Origin of the sequence: Salinimonas sediminis (assembly GCF_003429285.1) — a bacterium.
GTDB classification, from domain to species: Bacteria; Pseudomonadota; Gammaproteobacteria; order Enterobacterales; family Alteromonadaceae; genus Alteromonas; species Alteromonas indica.
The window spans coordinates 3865780-3882795 of the sequence record NZ_CP031769.1 but is presented as its reverse complement, the minus strand read 5'-3'; the positions used below and the strand labels follow the sequence as shown (position 1 = coordinate 3882795).

Below are 17016 nucleotides of genomic sequence, written 5' to 3'. Positions count from 1 at the left end.
CTAGCTAAAACAGTGTTCACCAAGTTACGCAGTTTGTGCAACGGGGTGTAAACCATGTTCTGGTGTAAGTTCGCGAAAAATATCACCATACAAGCGATAAAACATGTTAGCGCTGTGTATGATCATGGCCTGCTCTTGAGGGGCGACTATTTTGTTCATTAACCCCTCAAAGAACACTATATGCTCTTGGTCCAGTGCACCATGTGAAGTCAAATACTTAAAAGCTGACTTGGGGAGCGACAGCTTGTCTTTAATTTGCTTTGCCGCAGCATCAGCCAGCGCAATGCTTGTGCCTTCCAGTACAAACACCATTCCAAAAAAATAAAGTGGGTTTTTACGCGCAATGGCGTCAAACGCATAGGCAACCATAAGTTCAGTAGCGGGTGCAGGCTGGCCGTAGCGAACTTCGTTCTTATCCACCCCACATGCTGCTAAGTCGTTTAAAATCCACTCTTGGTGTCCCATTTCCTCTTCAATATATTCGCCAATTGCTTCGCGAAGCCATTCTTTCTCTTCGGTTAATTTCGCGCCAGTAGCCATAAGAAGCGGGACGGTGAATTTAACGTGGTGATAGGCCTGTTGAAGGAACGCTATATAATCATCAAGGGAAAAGTCATTGTTAAAACAACGTTGAATTATTGGCACTTGTAAAAACGTGTTTCTAGCTTGCTCGGTACTTTCTTGAAGTTGTTGATAAAATGACACTATTTACTCTCCAGAGATAATGTTTTTATACACACTGTTTTCAGCGTGCGAGATAAAGTAAGAGGTTGAATACAGTGCGGCTAAAGTACAGCTGTAATGAGTGATTACATCGTCCCGTTTGACCTTACCTGTTTGAGTTAACAACCCATTTTCTGGTGTAAACGGCGCAACGACATCAAAGTTTTCTATTTGTGCATAGTCGGGTAATTGTTGATTAATCAGTTCAACGGCTTTTCTAATTCTGTCCGTTGAGATCTGAGGTGATAAAGGAACTATCAAAGCAACACTGTGGGGGCGAGCTTCACAGAAGACGAGCGCCTGACGCAATAATCCACTCCCCATCAGTAAAGATTCGATCCATTCCGGTGACACGTTTCTACCTGCGCTGTTAACCATAATATTTTTCTTACGGCCACTTAACGTTAAAACGCCATCGTTAATAACGCCTAGGTCCCCAGTTCTCACCTCGGATGGATAAAAACTTTCTGGTTGATTCAAATATCCTAAAAAATGATTACCCGTCACGACAACTTCGCCTTTGTCTATATGAAGTGTATTGTGACCAAGCGCTTTGCCTGCAGAACCAAGCACATTGCAGTTTGGTGTATTGAGTGTAGAGACCGAAACAGCCTCTGACAGGCCATAGCCTTCATAAACGGGTAAGCCTCTGGTTCGAGCTTCAGTCAATAAGAAAGGTGAAACATGAGCGCCGCCAACTGCTATAAACGATAACGACGTCGGTGGCAGCCAGCCTTTTGAACATGCTTGGAGAAGCACCATGAGTAAATCCGGTACTAAGATAATTGACGTTGGCTGCACATCGTTTATTAGTTTTAGTAATGTTTGCGGGTTTACAAGTCGACTACCTTCAAAACCTCTCGCACTTGCGGATGCAAGCTGTACAGTACCGCCATGAAGTAGTGGCGCATAAATACCCGCTATATTTTCAAGCAATGTAGAAAGAGGCAGTATGCACAAATGATTGACTTCGTCCTGTTGAAAAGCACTATCAATAGACCTTGCAACTTGCCACTGAGATTCGTTAGAAAGGCATACACCTTTTGGCGTGCCTGTCGACCCTGACGTAAAAGTAATCTTGTTAGTGCCTGTAGGCATACTCACCGATGCTGCGAGCGGAGTTAGCATATATCCAGTAATGTTTAAGCTATCACTCAAGACTTCTTTCTTAGAAGAAGGAAAGAAGCTTAAGACTTCGGTCGTGAGTAGGCATTCACACTGACTCTCTTCGATAACATGTCGCTGCTGTGTCTCACTGAAAAACAGTGGAATAGGTACGCAGCAAACTTGTGCTTCTTGGCATGCAAGGTCAGCTACCACCCACGCAAAACTATTGTCAAAGGCGATAGCAATGCGACTCACATTGTTGTTTGTGATCCAATTGGCAAGGTGAGTAACTGCCTCTTTAAGTGCCAAATACGTCAACGATTTATCTTTGTACTTCAGCGCAATAGCTGAGTCGTCACCGTTTAAGTAGTGCTCAAGCAACATGCGAGGCTCCTTTTGGGTAGCAAACTAAGGCATCGTTTAGTTGTTGTTCGAAATTTGAACCAGTGATGAGTCCAATTGCCTGTTGATAGTATTGACGAAGAAGTACACTGTTCATTACCTGATGGGTAACTTCTTTGAGGGCCAGGGCTATTACTTGTGGTGCTGTATCGTAATACGTACCCCAATCATCGTGACTGGATACCAGTTTTTTTGCATTAGCTGGCGCCAAGAAAATAAGCGAAACACCTGAATTTTGAAGAAGTTTTTTTACTTGGGTCGTCGCACTAAACACAACGTGCTTTTTACCAAGCTGAGAGAATAAAAAGCACAGTGACAGTAAAAGTGGTAGCGTATATCGCGGTGAACAACTAAATAAGTTACCTACTTCTACAATTTCGTGTCTTTGCGTGCTAATTCCATGACGTAATAATTCCCCCTCAATAGTGCTATCTAAGTACTGCTCGATGAAAAGTGCGTGGTTGGTGCTGTCAGTAGCACTACATCTCGCACCGGCGGCAGCCTTTACTCCGTTAAATTCAAGTGCAAACAACATAGGCATGAATGAAGTGATATGCGCGTTATAGCGAGTAGCGAAGCCATTAGCGATAAAGGTTTCAATTTGTTGCCTTGCTGGGTAAGTAAGATTTGCAGCAACAAAAGCAAGTGATCTGCGCTGTCTTCTGTGCTGAAATGCCTCCCCATCGTCGAGGGGGGTTGGTGCTACCGATAAAGTAAGGCTCATACGTACACTCTTGTGTTCTTCGATAGTATGAGTATTACCGCGCTACCTTAAGAGTAGCTTAAGTGGGTCACTTTTTTTGGTAACTAACGTAAAACGTGGTTCGTCGGGCGGCCAGGCATCGAGAACGCCTAAACCACTGAAAATAATGATGGCTGCAACAACAAAAAGTACGAAAATCTTACGCTCGTGACGAAATATATTTGTCACTGCGCATGGTCCTTGTGAGTAAAGCGCAACATTGAAAGTATTAGCAAAACGCTAATTACTAGGCCTGCTATATGGATAGGTTTTTCTACGGCATTAATATAACGAGAGCCACCTCCTAGCATTGAGAAAAGTAAGGTTTGCGGAATAAAGCCTAACCCACTTGCTATAAAGAAAGGAATTAAAAGTACTAGAAACGCGCCACCTATAGTATTGGTCACAACATTGGCGCCTATTGGGAACAGTCGAACCATAAGTATTGTTCGAAAGCTGCTTTTCAGGAGTACACGCGCAATTGTAAAAAACGGTTTTCATAAACTTCTGATTTAATGGCTTTGGCTATGAGCTTTCTAAAAGAACCGCGTACCAATAGATAGGCTGCACTTGCGGACATACAGGTAAGTAGTAGCGCTATAATACTACCCTCAGATGGGCCAAAGCCACGCCCTCAAAAAAGCTAACAGCTTGCCGGGGAATACCCAGTGTCATTAATACCACAAAGGCACTCAAAACCAAGAATACTTCTTCCGTGCTGAGTTTCGCTATGTAAGATATTAACCAGTTTGGATCAGTGCTATGTGCTCAAGAATGTCACTGGATACTTGAACTGATAGGTAACTAACCACTGCCTCATCAGGAAACTGACAGTACGCATAAGAGGAAAATACTCACTTTTTATGCGTGAATATCACGTTGATGGAACCGAGTTTATTTACACTACATCAACCACCTGGCGCCGAGCATATCTACAATACCAGCCCAATCTCTATTCCAAGCATTGTAATTTGATTGACTTCATGGCGAGCTAGATGATTCACAGTGACTTTTCCCCTGAATTAGCACCAATCTTCCGATGAGATTTTTCATATTATGCTAGCCGCTTTGTGAAGGCATAGATGCAATTGATCAAAATATGGAAGCAATAGAAAGGTACGTCGTGGAAGCAGCTTTAACCCACAGCCCGTATCAGGTTAGCATCACCTAAAACATTCTGACGAATGCAATTCACTACTTTAGATTGCACACGTTTCATCTTGTATCTTTTCTTTTTTGTCGATAACCAATGACGCAAAAGTGGGGACTATTTACTTGTTTAGCTGTTTCTATTAATTTTGGGATATCCACAGGATCGTTTTAACCATCAGCGTCTAACGTAACAATCCATTTTCCGTGAGCAGCGATTACCAGAAGTGCTCTTTCTGCAACTGGAGATGTCCACTCCCCCTTAAAGTAAAGGGAATGATCCTGCCAAAGTGGCCAGTAATGTAGATGTATTGTAATCACTACCGTCATCGCCTACGATGACTTCAGTTTGTTCAGGAGTTACTGAATGAATAATCTCCCATAGCAATGAAGGAAGATTTTTTGCAGACAGAGCTACACCAACGTCTATCGATGCATATGGCGTGTGTATGAAAGTAAAAACCTTAAGAAAAGCTTAAGCCTATAATACGTCTGAGCATTAAAATTCGTATTCCAGTGACATACGCAATGTGTGATCTTTACTGTCACCATTGAGCCCTGCAATAAAGCCAAGCTCCCATTTTAATTGCTTTTGCCTGTCGTAGCGTTTAATTCCCATAAAAACCGGACCAGCGCCCACATAGTCCTCTCCTACATATATCTCAATACCGGGTTGAACCTCTGGGAGCCAGCGATAGCGAAATTTTGCTTTGAATTCGCTCTCCCACTCATTGGCAATGGTTTCACCCCATTCATATACTAGGCTTGCGTTAGTAGTTAGACTAAACTGACCAAACTCTTTTTCATTCAGAATGCCGGCCTTAGCTGCCCAGTCATCCGTATTGTGTTGCTTTTCTAATTCAAATAAGGCTCCCCAATCAGCCCAATACTTTCCTTGTTCAGTGACCATCCAACGAAGCTCAAGTTCATAAGATTCTATCCCAAAATCTCGGTTTTCATCGCGAGCTCCCACAAGGTAAGCCTCCAGGATTACAAACTCAGAAAGGGCGTGTCCAAACGAGTAGCGTTGCATCAATACATTGCCGTTATCATTTTGGCGTGAAGTTAATCGCCACTCGAATTCGCGTTCAAAAGGCAATACATAAGGGTGATAGACTCTGTCTACGGTAAAATTGTCAGCGCTCACAGAAAATGCGGCAAGAAGGACAACTAATAATAAGATAGTGCGCTTCATTGTGTAACCTCCACTTGTTGCCACAGCGCAGGTATGCGCTTCCTTGTCGCAGCAATAGTATTGGGCACAACCAAAGTAAATATAAATAACATCATGTAACTCATTGATGGAGTGGCTTCGTAGCCAATTAATGCGTTCAATAAATGCCCATACTCGCTGTTGTCACTAACGATATGACTACTATCCCAAACTTGTTGTGGGGCAGGAAATATATCTATTTGTTCCAAAAGAAGCGCGATGTTTGCAACTTGCGCGGCGACAAAAAGAGTCGTGAAACAAAACGTCGCTTTGTGGCTTACAAAGTGCGTTAGTGCGATATTGAGCAAAATAGCGATGCTGATACTGATCCCCAGCCCAATTGTAGTACCAAGAAAAAGCAACGTACTATCACTGTTATGCGTAAGCCCTGACACAAAGTACACCATAAAATGCAAACTGTTAGGTAACCCAATACCCAGCACAAGCAACGTAATACCCATTCTGATGAAGTTACGTTTTGAAAAGGGACAAATGACTAGCACACAAATACCTATCCAGGCACTCACTAGGAGTAACGATTTTAATAACTCAAAGCCAGCGCCCTCTGCCAGTTGAGAGATAACGCCTAGATAAGAATATGTCATTGCTGCGGTCACTAACAGTGAGGCTATTCGCCATACTAGCGACAATCGTGAAACGCCAGGTAATGCAAGAAGTACACTGAGCAATAGAAAAATAGGTAATGTGTCTCTTAAGAAGAGTACGACCGTATTAATGAGCATCAGGCTTCTCCTCTTGTTCCTTTACGACTACTTTGCCCACTGCACTGTTAGGGTGGAATTCTCCAAAGAAAGGATATTCACCTTGTGTCAGCGGTCCAATGTAAATACTGCCTTTGCTTTTGGCAAAAATCACTTTTTCTCTGTTAAGGGAAAAACTGTCTATTTCCTCGGGGCTATCGTCGAAATTGATGAAAGTAAGACGTACCTTTTTCCCCGCTGGAACCACTACATTCTGCGGGTAAAAAAGATGATCTTTAATTTCTATCACGACTTCAGTTAGTGCAAACGCACGAGGAGAGAAAAATGATAAAAGGCCAATAAAAAGGCCAATAGAAAATTTAAAGTAAGAGTTCATTTTCAAACTCCACCTTCACTTCAAGGCCTCCGATCTTAGCATCATCAAGCACAACATTGGCATTATGCAGAGCAGCAATTTGCAATACTATGGCCAAACCAAGGCCGCTGCCTGTTGTCGTCTTAGCTTGTGCTGCGCGGTTAAATCGCTTTAATACGCTGGCTCGTTCACTTATTGGTATGCCAGGACCCGAGTCCGCGACACTCAAAACTACGTTTGATGCGAGTTGTTCAATTCGAACAACAATTTGTGCCCCTTCAGGGGAATAATTACTGGCGTTGGTAATAAGATTTTGCAATAAGGTGTACAACATAAAATGTACGCTGTTTAACCAAATCTCATCGCCTTCTAAGGATATCTCTTGCTGTTTGGTTTCAATTTTTCCATATAGATCGCTAATCACTTCTTGCGCAACAAAGTGCAGATTAACTGCCTCTTTTTGTTCTACAAATGTCTCCGGACTGGTACGTGTCAGTAACAAAAATTGATTCACCGCGTCAATCATCCGATCGGTGTCGCGTTGAAGCGTTTCAAGTAGTTTACCGCTATCTCCTAATTCTTCAGCAATATTGTGAATATTGATTTTCATCACACTTAGCGGTGTACGCAGTTCATGTGCGGCGTTGGACGCAAACTGCTGTTCTCTTTCAAACGCAGCACTTAGTCGAGAAAACATTGAGTTGAGCGTAGAAACAACAGGTTTAAGTTCACTGGGTTCTCTATCAAGTGCAATGGTAGAAAAGTTATTACCTGTTCGTTTAGCCAATTTTCGAGAAAGCTGTTTTAGGGGGGCAAGCCCCCAGGTTATTCCTAAAAACAAAATTACGACAAGAAGGGGAACACTGACAATAAAAGGAGTAATGGAAGCAACGGTTAATGCATCTGCTAACGTAAAGCGATTACTCAATGGTTGCGCCACCATGTACCAAGAGCCATCATCTTTTACATAAGAGGTATGCACACGCCATCGTGTTCCAAGAGCATTTTTTTCTGAGAAACCGTCTTTAAAGTCAGAGAGTGGGGCCTTTAACACTTTGCTTGAACTTTTTATCAGCTTATCGTCCTGCCAGATTTGAAATAACAAAGCGTGATCTTTACCTGGTGAGCCACCATTGAACGAAGCAACGGCACTACTTAACGCGGTGAGTTCATTGTCTAGTAGCGTAGTTGATATACCTATTGTGGCACGATAGCCGTGGAGCGCCGCACTGAAGACAATAAGGACTAAAGCACTGGTAAGAGTTAAAATAAGAAAGCGACGAATCGACGTCACGTTAATCTCCAGAGTTGGATATGTGAATTAGTCTCGACTTAATCTGACACTTCTTCTTGAAAAGATGAGAGTTACCCGTTTTGATAAAGGTGTCGAATCTTTAATCAAAACAAAATAGGTAACTCTCATGTTGCATACTAGCAATCCAATCATCAAACACAAAGCAGGACTGTTAAATCTGGCTGAAGAGCTGGGCAATGTATCGAAGGCCTGCAAAGTGATGGGCGTGTCTCGTGACACGTTTTATCGGTATCAGGAGTTGGTTGAAGAAGGCGGTGTTGATTCGCTGATTAACCGTTCAAGACGCACACCTAATCTCAAGAACAGGGTCGATGAGCAGACCGAACAAGCTGTCATAGCTCACGCCATTGAGTTTCCCGCTCACGGTCAAGCCAGAACAAGTAATGAGCTGCGTAAAGCAGGCGTGTTCGTTTCAGGCAGCGGTGTTCGCTCGATATGGCTCAGACATAATCTGGAAAACTTCAAAAAGCGACTTGCCGCACTGGAAGCCAAAGTTGAAAGCGAAGGCATCATTTTGACCGATGAGCAGGTTGCCGCGCTTGAGAAGAAAAAGCAGGATGATGAGGCCTGCGGTGAGATTGAAACACACCATCCCGGCTATCTAGGCTCGCAAGATACCTTCTACGTCGGCAACCTCAAAGGTGTCGGCCGCATTTACCAGCAAACCTTCGTTGATACCTACAGTAAAATTGCGTTCGCCAAGCTCTACACGACCAAAACGCCAATCACCTCGGCCGACATCCTCAACGACAGAGTGTTGCCGTTCTTTGAGGCTCAGGAGCTGCCCATGCTGCGGATTCTGACAGACAGGGGCACAGAATATTGTGGCAAAGTGGAACAGCATGATTATCAGCTCTACTTAGCCATCAACGATATCGACCACACAAAAACCAAGGCGCGACATCCGCAAACCAATGGGATCTGTGAGCGATTCCACAAAACCATCCTGAATGAATTCTATCAGGTCACCTTCCGCAAAAAGCTCTATGACTCGCTGGAAGCATTACAGAAAGATCTGGACGAGTGGCTGGAATACTACAACAATGGAAGGACTCATCAGGGCAAAATGTGCTGCGGCAGAACGCCAATGGAAACATTAACCGATGGGAAGCAGATTTGGGCTGAGAAGAACTTAGCTCAAAGCTAATCTGACACTGGCACCGTGAAACGGGTAACTGTCAGATCAGGTCTGAGCTAGTACAGGATATGCAATACCCTACGCCTCTAATGGTTCGAATGAAGTTTTCTGGCATCTTTTTTCTTAAATTGCTGATATGCACTTCTATTGTATTGCTTGAAACTTCCTCACCCCATTCATAGAGTTTGCTCTCAAGTTGATGCTTACTCAATATGCGACCCGCGTTTTCAATTAGCGCTTTCAAAAGCATAAGCTCTCTACGCGGAAGATGTACTATGTCACTATCAATAGTCAATGTATGGTGCTTTGTATCAAGGCTGACGTTCTGCACAGTGATCACACTTTCTGAAGACGTACCTAATCTGCGCTCTAAAACCCGTAAGCGCGCCAGCAACTCATCAATTTCAAAGGGTTTGGGGAGGTAATCGTCTGCACCCGCATCTAGCCCTGATATTTTGTCAGAGGTCTTGTCTCTTGCGGTCAGAATTAAGACTGGCAGTACTGGATTAGTTTTTCGAATACTCTTGAGAACGATTAATCCATCCTGGTCTGGTAGACCTAGATCCAAAATGACAATATCATTTTGCGATGGGCGAAGTGTACTTATTGCGCTGGCACCATCGTAGACACAGTCTACAGTATAGTTTGCCTTTCTTAATGAAACTTTAAGCGCGTTGGACAAAGGCTTATCGTCTTCAACTAACAGTATGCGCATAAGATCCCCATAATTTCTCAGTAAATTTAAGGATATACAAAAAAACTTAAGAAAACCTTAAGCATTTTTTATTACAGGTCTGAATCGAGCAGGTTTTTTCAGACCTTTCATAGCTTCTAATAATCGTCAAAAATGCTACCACACACTTCCTATGGGCTTTTATGACCTCAACAATTACGTTGGCTACAGAGGAGATATCCGCAATTAGTACAAAACTCAAAAAAGCCAATAATCTGTTTGTCCGATAATTGTCTGAAGCTGCCTGTCAGATGACATCTTAACCTACATCTAAAAGTGCTAGATCAAATATGGGCTACTAAACGTAACAATGCTAGTACCGAGAGGCCAGTTTTGAATCAGTATCGATCATTTCTTACCGGCGTCTTTTATTGCTAGGTACACAATTTTTCTTGTTAAATCATCGCAGGGAATATTTTTCATTTTTTGATGCCTTGCGGATACCGTTGTGTCAACTTCACCATTTACGTACACATTAGGAATTTTTCCAACAGCTATGCTTTGCTAACAATAACTGCATTTCAGTATTTTTCCTCCAACCGCTCAAACATCTAAACCTATCGATACTTTAGTACTTGTGCTTCATTTTAGATGTTGCTTGATTTTAAAAGCTTCAGCATTTCAGCATTTAAGAGTTTAAATTTATAAAATCTCGGAGTTTTATCCTCTAACTTTTCCTCTCCATTTCTGCTATCGATAAACCATTCTTTTTCGATAATCCACTGGAATGCACAACGTACTGATGTGGTCATCTCGTTTTTGTTTTCAGGGATACCAAAATCAGTTCTGATTCTGGCTTTTTGTGATTCACTTCTATCGGTATGAAGCTGGAGCTGAAGGGGAAGGATTAAATTCCATTCTTTGTCAAAATCTAAGGTTTCATGGGATAGAGCTTTATATGTTTTCTCTCCAAAATGCTCAACAACATCAAACGCCCTTGAAAAATGGAAATTCTTAAAAAATACCTTATTTTCGTCGTCTCGATGATAACCTCTAAACATCCAATTAACCCCATCGTGCATCATTGCAAGAGGAATGATTGTTCGCCTATGATGATTATCACTGTTTTCTGAACGGTACTCACAACTAATAGCGTATTTACCTTTAATTGCTCTTGTAATTTTCCCAATAAAATTAGTTGAGAGATTGTTAGTTACTTTCCCTATTTTTTCAAAGGGGATTATAGTTTTGGCCGGTAGAGAGAGTTTGTTCTTATTGAAACCATTAGCTAACATGCCTAATGCTGTTTCTGCGTCAAAATCTATGAGAGGTTCATAACTATCTCTTACAATAGCATTAGCTCTTACACTTCTGTTGTACACAATATTTCTTTTACAAATATTACTGTAATCAGCTAGAACTTTTGAAGCCGCCGCATCAGATAAATTGAACATTTCACCGATGTCAGAACGTTTAACGATACCAGTGAAGCGCAACATAAAGTCGATGTATGCAAGGCGATCTGCAGTATTTGTATATTGTTCTTTTAGGTCTTTATAGGTAAGCATTATCAGTATATCTAGTCATGTATGTGGCTTAAATACTACTTCACTAATGTCTTAGAGTCTACTTTCGTATTTTGATTTCGGTCTTTGTTGTTGATTTTATGCTATTGAATTTTCATTTTCACTTATAAAAACTTTACGCAAGAATTGACTTGGTTGTTTTTTGATCGTAAGATTGATCATAGTTGGAGAATTGGTCTCTAACATATAGATCCTAATGAAGAAAGGAGGTTGTATATGGCAACTAACGGAAAAGTCGGTGATAACCGCCGTTGCGGAGCTGTTCGAAAACGATCGCAAACTCAAACTGGTTCAGGTCACTGGGTCAAGCGTGATGCAAACACCGGACAATTTATGCACGTCAAAAGTGATCGGAAGCCGTTCAAAGGAGTTAGAAGGGAGAAATAAAAAAGCACTTATCAGTGTTACTGAAAAGTGCTTTTTTTGTGAGGTGATTTATTTATCTGCGCCAACAGAAAGAATAAGACACGACACTGAAGTGCTTGTCCATTGAAGAACAGCCTATCAATCTTTAAGAGTCATGATAGTACATGTCTTTGATGTTCACCTCAATATTTTGAGCCGTTTATTAGATAAAAATGTGGGAAGCGGTAAGTTTTTGCTCGGAATTAGCCTGTTTTTTAGGCTTATCCTATCTTAGAAAATTTATTGAGGTAACTACTAATGAGTAGAAAAGATTTACTAAACGATATTACTAGTACTTTTCAGGGGCTTGGGTTTTCTGAAAATACTAACGAAAAGCCAATGACGTACCAACGAAATGTCAAATATCCGAGTATTTTCTCGGATAAAAGGGACTATGCACATTTTGTCGTTCATACACCAATACGCACAATTCAAGTTGTTGTTAAGTATCAAGAATCTGCCGGCACTGCTATAGAGAAACTTGGATATACAGTAATGGACGCGGCACGCTCTGCATACGATGATTACTTAGTCGTATGTGGTGGATGTGAGCTATTGAAACATGACAGGGCCATTGAATTTTTAAATTCTTACCGGTCATCAGCACCTAAGCTGACTGCTATCACTGTGAAAGACATTGTTGCTTTTATAGGTCCAGATTTAGGCCGTTATGCCGCTTAAGTTAAGGAGCATGTAGTGTGCCGTTTCTGGCACACTACCATAATTACACATGTAGCAGGCCTATTTTCAGAAGGTACTGTCCTAATTGTCTTATGTTAATAGAAAATCTCTTCTTTAATGATCAGCAACCAATTAACCTAGTATGCTTTTACAGACAAGTTCTTACGCACTAATGGATGCCAATGAGCTTCAATGAGAGTGCGAGCGCAGTATGTGCAATGAGAAACTGTCAGATTTGCGCAAGCTTTCTAGCAATTTTGTTAAATCAAATGTTGCCTACTCCACACAAGCGTGTGAACACCAAGTTATTTCGATGTGACGATACAAGATAAATTAGACATGCTATTCATTTGTTAACTGGTACTCTAATTCTGCCACTCTCTGTTTGTACTCTTCGATGGTTAATGCAAAAGAATTGTGCTGGCTAGCCATATTGGATAGCCTTTCACGAAGCTCAGCTACTTCGCTCTTGTACTTTCTTTTCAATTTAATTTCTTTTTTGAGTCGTAACCTCAGTTTTGAAAGAGCGTCTGAGGAGTGTTCGGGTATCATACTCACTGAATAGCTTTGTTTTTTTAAAGCCCAAATTTCTTCGACAATATCTTCGTAATAGTATATTGAACCGCTGCCTAGGCCTGCTTCCTCCTCAACCGCTTTAACCGAGAGCTTTTGGGAGTACGGGACAATTGTTGTGGCTTTATTCAGTATTCTGTCTAGAGCCTCTTCAATCCTCGCTCTCGTAACTTCTGATTTAGTCATCATTTCCCCCGTCTTGTTTGTACTCAGAAAATGGAATGTTAAAGAAGTGCATGACTCGCTCGGCTGCTTTAATTTGTGAAAGGTAATGGCTTTCAATAGAACTAGAAAAAGAATCTATACTCTTAAGGTATTTTATCTGCTGGATACACTGTTGGTGTCTTATTGACCAGCCCTTCGCTTGTTCTTCATCTATTAACTGATTTTCACATTTAAAACAATTTGCTGGTGAGGCGACCTTGCTCATTTGGCATTGATATCCTGCTAAGCAATAGGAGTGTAACGTTCCTACAAAGTCTATTCTGCCAGCTTTAACGTGATTGTGAATTTCTTGCCAACTTTTATGCTCTGTTGGAATTGACCCTCTATCTTTCATTATTTCAAGGCCGCGCTTGCCAAATAATTTATCTTTTCGGTTGTACCACTTAAAAACAGTTTCAGTAATAACTTCATTACGAACATTTTTTATCAATTCTGACAGCTCGCTATCGGTATTAATCCCTCTAAGTACTGCTGCCGCACCGCCTTCTTCGTACCACTCACTGGTTGGTATATCCAAATGTTTAAACTGTTCTTTAACGGCTATCGTGGAACAGAGGTTGTGGCGTCTTACAAATACGGCAAAAGTTCTTCGAAATTGATGAGAAGTAATGGGCCATATATATCCAAGTGCAATTTTTTTATTAGATAAAACAGAGTTTTGGTTTGGGTTGATCAAGTAAAATTCTTCAAGGGCCTCGTCATCTACAATTGCTCCTGCCTCTTTAGCTATCTCATTAAATTTGTTGCGAAAATGCCCTTCATAGATGATCTTTGGAGCTTCACTTTTCTTTGTTTGAGTAAGCCATAAACAACTCGCCTCGTGGTTTTTCATCGGGTCTGGATGATTGAACAGTTGTTCTCGCATATATTGCGTCAAGGCCTCAGCGAGTGAGATGGCGTCTCCTACGATAGTTGTTGTTACCCACTCAGATAGTTGTCCTCGTCCTTGTGTCATCTTGTGGTGGTATGATTGTACAGTGTGAATGATTTTACCGTTGTACGTTCTAGTCTTAAAACTATCGGGATGCAAAGAGTACAGTTCGCTGCGTCGCATTCCTGTAAATGCTGCGCAAACGATATAACAAGCGGCCTGGATTTTTGATAACCACGACTCAAATTGTCGCCAGGGTAAAATATGTTTTTCTAATGGCGTCCCTTGAAGATACAACTCAATAATGGATGAGTAGCTCTGAGGCTTAGCTTTATTTACCTCTACCCTATAGTCTGCGGAATTTGGGGTTAACCACTTCCAACTCCCGTCATTTATTTTGCGATCAACAACCTTTTTGCCTACTTCGTAATTTATGCGCAACTCTCGTATCAGTTCACTTAGCAAAACTCTATACGGATAGAGTTTTTCAATATAATCGATTGCTCTCGAATAAATTTTCTCCATGATACTTGTAGGCATAGCGTAAAACTGATTTGGTTTAGTCTTTTCAACCGCGCAGCATTCAATTGCTAAGGCTTTCGTGCTTTGATCGGTAGGGATTACTAGGCCTATGGGAAGAATGTGATCCGCCCTTTGTACTTTATTCAACATGCTGAATATCTGGACGGTGTTGCCATAACTGTATTGCAAAGATGTTAAGTATGTACAAAATTCATAAAACAAAACGGCATGCGACAGTTTGGAAATGCTAGCCCATTTCATTTTTTCCAAAAACTTATAGACTTGCAGCAACTTACTGTGCTGAAAGATAATTGTTGATGGCTTCAGTGGGTAAGAGTTCCCTCTGCCTGCATTAGTGTAAAGCCAAGAAAAACAAATCATTTTCAGCTCTGTAGCAAGTTCAAAAGAACTGATCTCTGAAAAAGTGATTTTATCCTTGTTGGTTATCTTTCTATCTATGTAAGCAGATAAAATCCACTCTTCATCGCCAAAGTAGCTAACTGTAGTCCCCGCATGGTCTTTAGTCACTGGCACGTTATCTAGATACTTGAAGTCCAACTTACTATAGGATTCAAGTACTTTTTGAAAACCATCGAGGTTTTCATTCACTACATTTCCAGGAAGACTAAGAAGTATTTGCATCGTGCTCTCTAAAAGTTGTAATTTATACCTTCAGGCCAAATGGGGTGACGACCTTCCTGTTTGAGCTTTTTAGTTGCTTTACGGCGTACCTTCGGGTCAACGCTAAAAATACACAAGTCTATTTTTTCAACCAGTGAAGCAAAGTTTCTAACGAACTGAGAATGACTTTTATGGTCGATAATTGATTCTTCAATTACTTCCCGAAAGCTCATTAAGCACCAAATATCCTCAACTTTTTCGATAATCACCTGATTGGGACAGTCAAAGCAATTCAAGATATCGGCGCAAGCCAAATGATCAACATCAAAGTGCATTGGACTTAAATTCATTTTTCGTCTGTAAACACTAGCTTGTTTACCGAAAGGTGAAATGCATCCAGAGCCAAGGGCTGTCTTTTTAGAGTGCTTATTTAAATCACCATACTTAGCAAGAAACTGCTCATAGGGGAGTACTTCAACATCCAGTTTCGATTTCGCATAGCTTTTCGCCTGGGCAAGGTCAGAACATCGTGCAACAGCTTCCAATGTATGGGTGGCAGCTTGTAACTGCTTTTTATTTTCTATCGGATTACCCGTAGTATAGTGCTGACGAAGAGTATTTGGTGTATTGCCTAATAAAATAGAAGCGCCAGCATAGTCGCCTGTTAAATCTAAATATCGAGCACTACCAGTCGCCCTAAATCTCTTTGCCATAGGCCTAAGCGGTAGATTGTCATCTGTGTGTAGATTAAAAGTAGATTGAAGCCAAATACTAGTGGATCTTAAATGGCTTTGTCCACTTCCCCTAAACTGAGACAGACTTAATTGGAGTTTTCTGCAATGATTAACGCAGGAGACGACTATGAAAAAATCACGATATACAGAATCTCAGATTATTGGGGTGTTAAAGGAAGTTGATGCTGGTATGAAGGTTGAGGAAGTTTGCCGTCAACACGGTATCAGCAGTGCAACCTTTTACAATTGGAAGTCCAAATACGGTGGTATGGAAGCCTCAGACGTCAAGCGACTAAAAGAGCTTGAAGAAGAAAATGCTAAGCTCAAAAAAATGTTTGCCGATGTCAGCTTAGAAAATAATGCCATTAAGGAACTTGTCGCAAAAAAGGGTTGGTGACAGCAGAGAAACGAGAATGCGTCAGCATCTTGGTTGATGCGGGGCTAAGCGTCGTAAAAGCCTGCCTGTTCGTTGGTATTGGCCGTGCGACCTTTTATCGTCCTGGACGAGACTGGCGTAAAGCGGATGCTGCTGTCATTGATGGTATCAATGCGGTCTTGGAGAAGTCGCCGCGAGCAGGCTTTTGGAAGTGTTTTGGTCGAATGCGTTTCAAAGGCTTCACCTTTAATCATAAGCGTGTCTATCGCGTTTACTGCCAGATGGGGTTGAATCTGAGGCGCAGAACCAAACGGGTACTGCCCAAGCGAATAGCACAGCCTTTAGAAGTACTGGATCAGGCAAACCACCAATGGGCGTTGGACTTTATGCATGACACTTTGTATTGCGGCAAACGGTTCAGAACACTGAATGTAGTGGATGAAGGCACGCGGGAGTGCCTTGCTATTGAAGTTGACACATCACTGCCCGCTGGCCGTGTCGTACGCGTGCTAGAACAGCTTAAAGCTGAGCGTGGATTACCCACTCAGCTGCGTATGGATAATGGCCCGGAACTCATTTCGGCAACGCTGACAGATTGGTGTGAAACCAACAATATTGAGCTGGTTTATATCCAGCCAGGAAAGCCGCAGCAAAATGGTTTTGTTGAGCGCTTTAATGGTTCATTCCGCAGAGAGTTTCTGGATGCTTACTTGTTTGAAAATCTCAGTCAGGTGAGAGACATGGCCTGGTTCTGGCGACTGGATTACAACGAAGAAAGAACACATGAAAGTCTGGGTAACCTGCCACCGGCAGCTTACCGGGCAAAACTGGAAAACTCTAGTTCAGCACTGTCTCATTAAAGGGGAAGTGGACAGCTTGGTTC

The 17016-nt window shown here is 41.8% G+C and carries 15 protein-coding genes; 3 read left to right on the top strand and 12 right to left on the bottom strand.

Going from position 1 to position 17016, the window contains the following annotated elements; translation table 11 throughout:
- Positions 1–24: 24 nt before the first annotated feature.
- The 7 genes from D0Y50_RS17060 to D0Y50_RS17020 all read right to left on the bottom strand — a co-directional run bounded on the left by D0Y50_RS17060 (position 25) and on the right by D0Y50_RS17020 (position 7707).
- The gene (locus D0Y50_RS17060; RefSeq protein WP_075607104.1) at positions 25–705 is read right to left on the bottom strand and encodes a TenA family transcriptional regulator; all 681 of its coding nucleotides are present in this window, start codon (positions 703–705) and stop codon (positions 25–27) included.
- A gap of 3 nt (positions 706–708) precedes the next feature.
- Positions 709–2214 carry an AMP-binding protein gene (locus tag D0Y50_RS17055; protein WP_075607103.1) on the bottom strand — a complete coding sequence of 502 codons (1506 nt, stop codon included), beginning with the start codon at positions 2212–2214 and terminating at the stop codon, positions 709–711.
- Positions 2204–2956, bottom strand: coding sequence for a thermostable hemolysin (locus D0Y50_RS17050; protein ID WP_075607102.1), 753 nt, complete (start codon positions 2954–2956; stop codon positions 2204–2206). The genes D0Y50_RS17055 and D0Y50_RS17050 overlap by 11 nt, the downstream gene beginning before the upstream one ends.
- A 1666-nt stretch (positions 2957–4622) precedes the next feature.
- Positions 4623–5318 carry a hypothetical protein gene (locus D0Y50_RS17035; protein WP_013783476.1) on the bottom strand — a complete coding sequence of 232 codons (696 nt, stop codon included), beginning with the start codon at positions 5316–5318 and terminating at the stop codon, positions 4623–4625.
- A complete protein-coding gene (locus D0Y50_RS17030) occupies positions 5315–6079 on the bottom strand; it encodes an FTR1 family protein (RefSeq protein ID WP_013783477.1) in 765 nt (254 codons plus the stop codon). Before D0Y50_RS17030 ends, D0Y50_RS17035 begins: the two co-directional genes overlap by 4 nt.
- The gene (locus D0Y50_RS17025) at positions 6069–6434 is read right to left on the bottom strand and encodes a cupredoxin domain-containing protein (protein WP_013783478.1); all 366 of its coding nucleotides are present in this window, start codon (positions 6432–6434) and stop codon (positions 6069–6071) included. The genes D0Y50_RS17030 and D0Y50_RS17025 overlap by 11 nt, the downstream gene beginning before the upstream one ends.
- Positions 6418–7707 (bottom strand): ATP-binding protein, encoded by a 1290-nt coding sequence (locus tag D0Y50_RS17020; RefSeq protein WP_013783479.1) that lies wholly within the window; start codon positions 7705–7707, stop codon positions 6418–6420. The genes D0Y50_RS17025 and D0Y50_RS17020 overlap by 17 nt, the downstream gene beginning before the upstream one ends.
- Positions 7708–7834: 127 nt before the next feature.
- Here D0Y50_RS17020 and D0Y50_RS17015 point away from each other — a divergent pair, with 127 nt between their 5' ends.
- Positions 7835–8875, top strand: coding sequence for an IS481 family transposase (locus tag D0Y50_RS17015; protein WP_117315792.1), 1041 nt, complete (start codon positions 7835–7837; stop codon positions 8873–8875).
- 31 nt (positions 8876–8906) lie between these two features.
- Here D0Y50_RS17015 and D0Y50_RS17010 read toward each other — a convergent pair whose 3' ends face one another.
- Entirely contained in the window at positions 8907–9581 is a 675-nt protein-coding gene (locus tag D0Y50_RS17010; RefSeq protein WP_117318155.1) for a response regulator, read from the bottom strand.
- Between the two features lie 605 nt (positions 9582–10186).
- A complete protein-coding gene (locus tag D0Y50_RS17005) occupies positions 10187–11107 on the bottom strand; it encodes a WYL domain-containing protein (protein ID WP_108568722.1) in 921 nt (306 codons plus the stop codon).
- 681 nt (positions 11108–11788) lie between these two features.
- Between D0Y50_RS17005 and D0Y50_RS17000 the strand changes: the two genes are divergently transcribed.
- The gene (locus D0Y50_RS17000) at positions 11789–12211 is read left to right on the top strand and encodes a PD-(D/E)XK nuclease superfamily protein (protein ID WP_108568723.1); all 423 of its coding nucleotides are present in this window, start codon (positions 11789–11791) and stop codon (positions 12209–12211) included.
- 342 nt (positions 12212–12553) lie between these two features.
- Here D0Y50_RS17000 and D0Y50_RS16995 read toward each other — a convergent pair whose 3' ends face one another.
- Genes D0Y50_RS16995 through D0Y50_RS16985 form a run of 3 tightly spaced genes read right to left on the bottom strand, consistent with a single transcriptional unit; the run spans position 12554 to position 15736 of the window.
- Positions 12554–12973, bottom strand: coding sequence for a hypothetical protein (locus D0Y50_RS16995; RefSeq protein ID WP_108568724.1), 420 nt, complete (start codon positions 12971–12973; stop codon positions 12554–12556).
- Positions 12963–15044 (bottom strand): integrase, encoded by a 2082-nt coding sequence (locus D0Y50_RS16990; RefSeq protein ID WP_108568725.1) that lies wholly within the window; start codon positions 15042–15044, stop codon positions 12963–12965. The genes D0Y50_RS16995 and D0Y50_RS16990 overlap by 11 nt, the downstream gene beginning before the upstream one ends.
- 8 nt (positions 15045–15052) lie before the next feature.
- Positions 15053–15736, bottom strand: a complete 684-nt coding sequence (locus D0Y50_RS16985) for a hypothetical protein (protein ID WP_117318153.1) — start codon at positions 15734–15736, stop codon at positions 15053–15055.
- Positions 15737–15884: 148 nt separating this feature from the next.
- On the opposite strand from D0Y50_RS16985, the gene D0Y50_RS16980 reads away from it, so the two are divergent.
- A protein-coding gene (locus tag D0Y50_RS16980) for an IS3 family transposase (protein WP_408640653.1) occupies positions 15885–16993 on the top strand; the annotation gives its coding sequence in 2 pieces (ribosomal slippage) (positions 15885–16137 and positions 16137–16993; 1110 coding nt in all).
- Positions 16994–17016 lie beyond the last annotated feature (23 nt).

Bases quoted from the DNA above. Each gene is read 5' to 3' on its own strand.
- D0Y50_RS17055 (WP_075607103.1), bottom strand. From the start codon at position 2,214: ATGTTGCTTGAGCACTACTTAAACGGTGACGACTCAGCTATTGCGCTG.
- D0Y50_RS17050 (WP_075607102.1), bottom strand. From the start codon at position 2,956: ATGAGCCTTACTTTATCGGTAGCACCAACCCCCCTCGACGATGGGGAG.
- D0Y50_RS17035 (WP_013783476.1), bottom strand. From the start codon at position 5,318: ATGAAGCGCACTATCTTATTATTAGTTGTCCTTCTTGCCGCATTTTCT.
- D0Y50_RS17030 (WP_013783477.1), bottom strand. From the start codon at position 6,079: ATGCTCATTAATACGGTCGTACTCTTCTTAAGAGACACATTACCTATT.
- D0Y50_RS17025 (WP_013783478.1), bottom strand. From the start codon at position 6,434: ATGAACTCTTACTTTAAATTTTCTATTGGCCTTTTTATTGGCCTTTTA.
- D0Y50_RS17015 (WP_117315792.1), top strand. From the start codon at position 7,835: ATGTTGCATACTAGCAATCCAATCATCAAACACAAAGCAGGACTGTTA.
- D0Y50_RS17010 (WP_117318155.1), bottom strand. From the start codon at position 9,581: ATGCGCATACTGTTAGTTGAAGACGATAAGCCTTTGTCCAACGCGCTT.
- D0Y50_RS17005 (WP_108568722.1), bottom strand. From the start codon at position 11,107: ATGCTTACCTATAAAGACCTAAAAGAACAATATACAAATACTGCAGAT.
- D0Y50_RS17000 (WP_108568723.1), top strand. From the start codon at position 11,789: ATGAGTAGAAAAGATTTACTAAACGATATTACTAGTACTTTTCAGGGG.
- D0Y50_RS16995 (WP_108568724.1), bottom strand. From the start codon at position 12,973: ATGATGACTAAATCAGAAGTTACGAGAGCGAGGATTGAAGAGGCTCTA.
- D0Y50_RS16990 (WP_108568725.1), bottom strand. From the start codon at position 15,044: ATGCAAATACTTCTTAGTCTTCCTGGAAATGTAGTGAATGAAAACCTC.
- D0Y50_RS16985 (WP_117318153.1), bottom strand. From the start codon at position 15,736: ATGGCAAAGAGATTTAGGGCGACTGGTAGTGCTCGATATTTAGATTTA.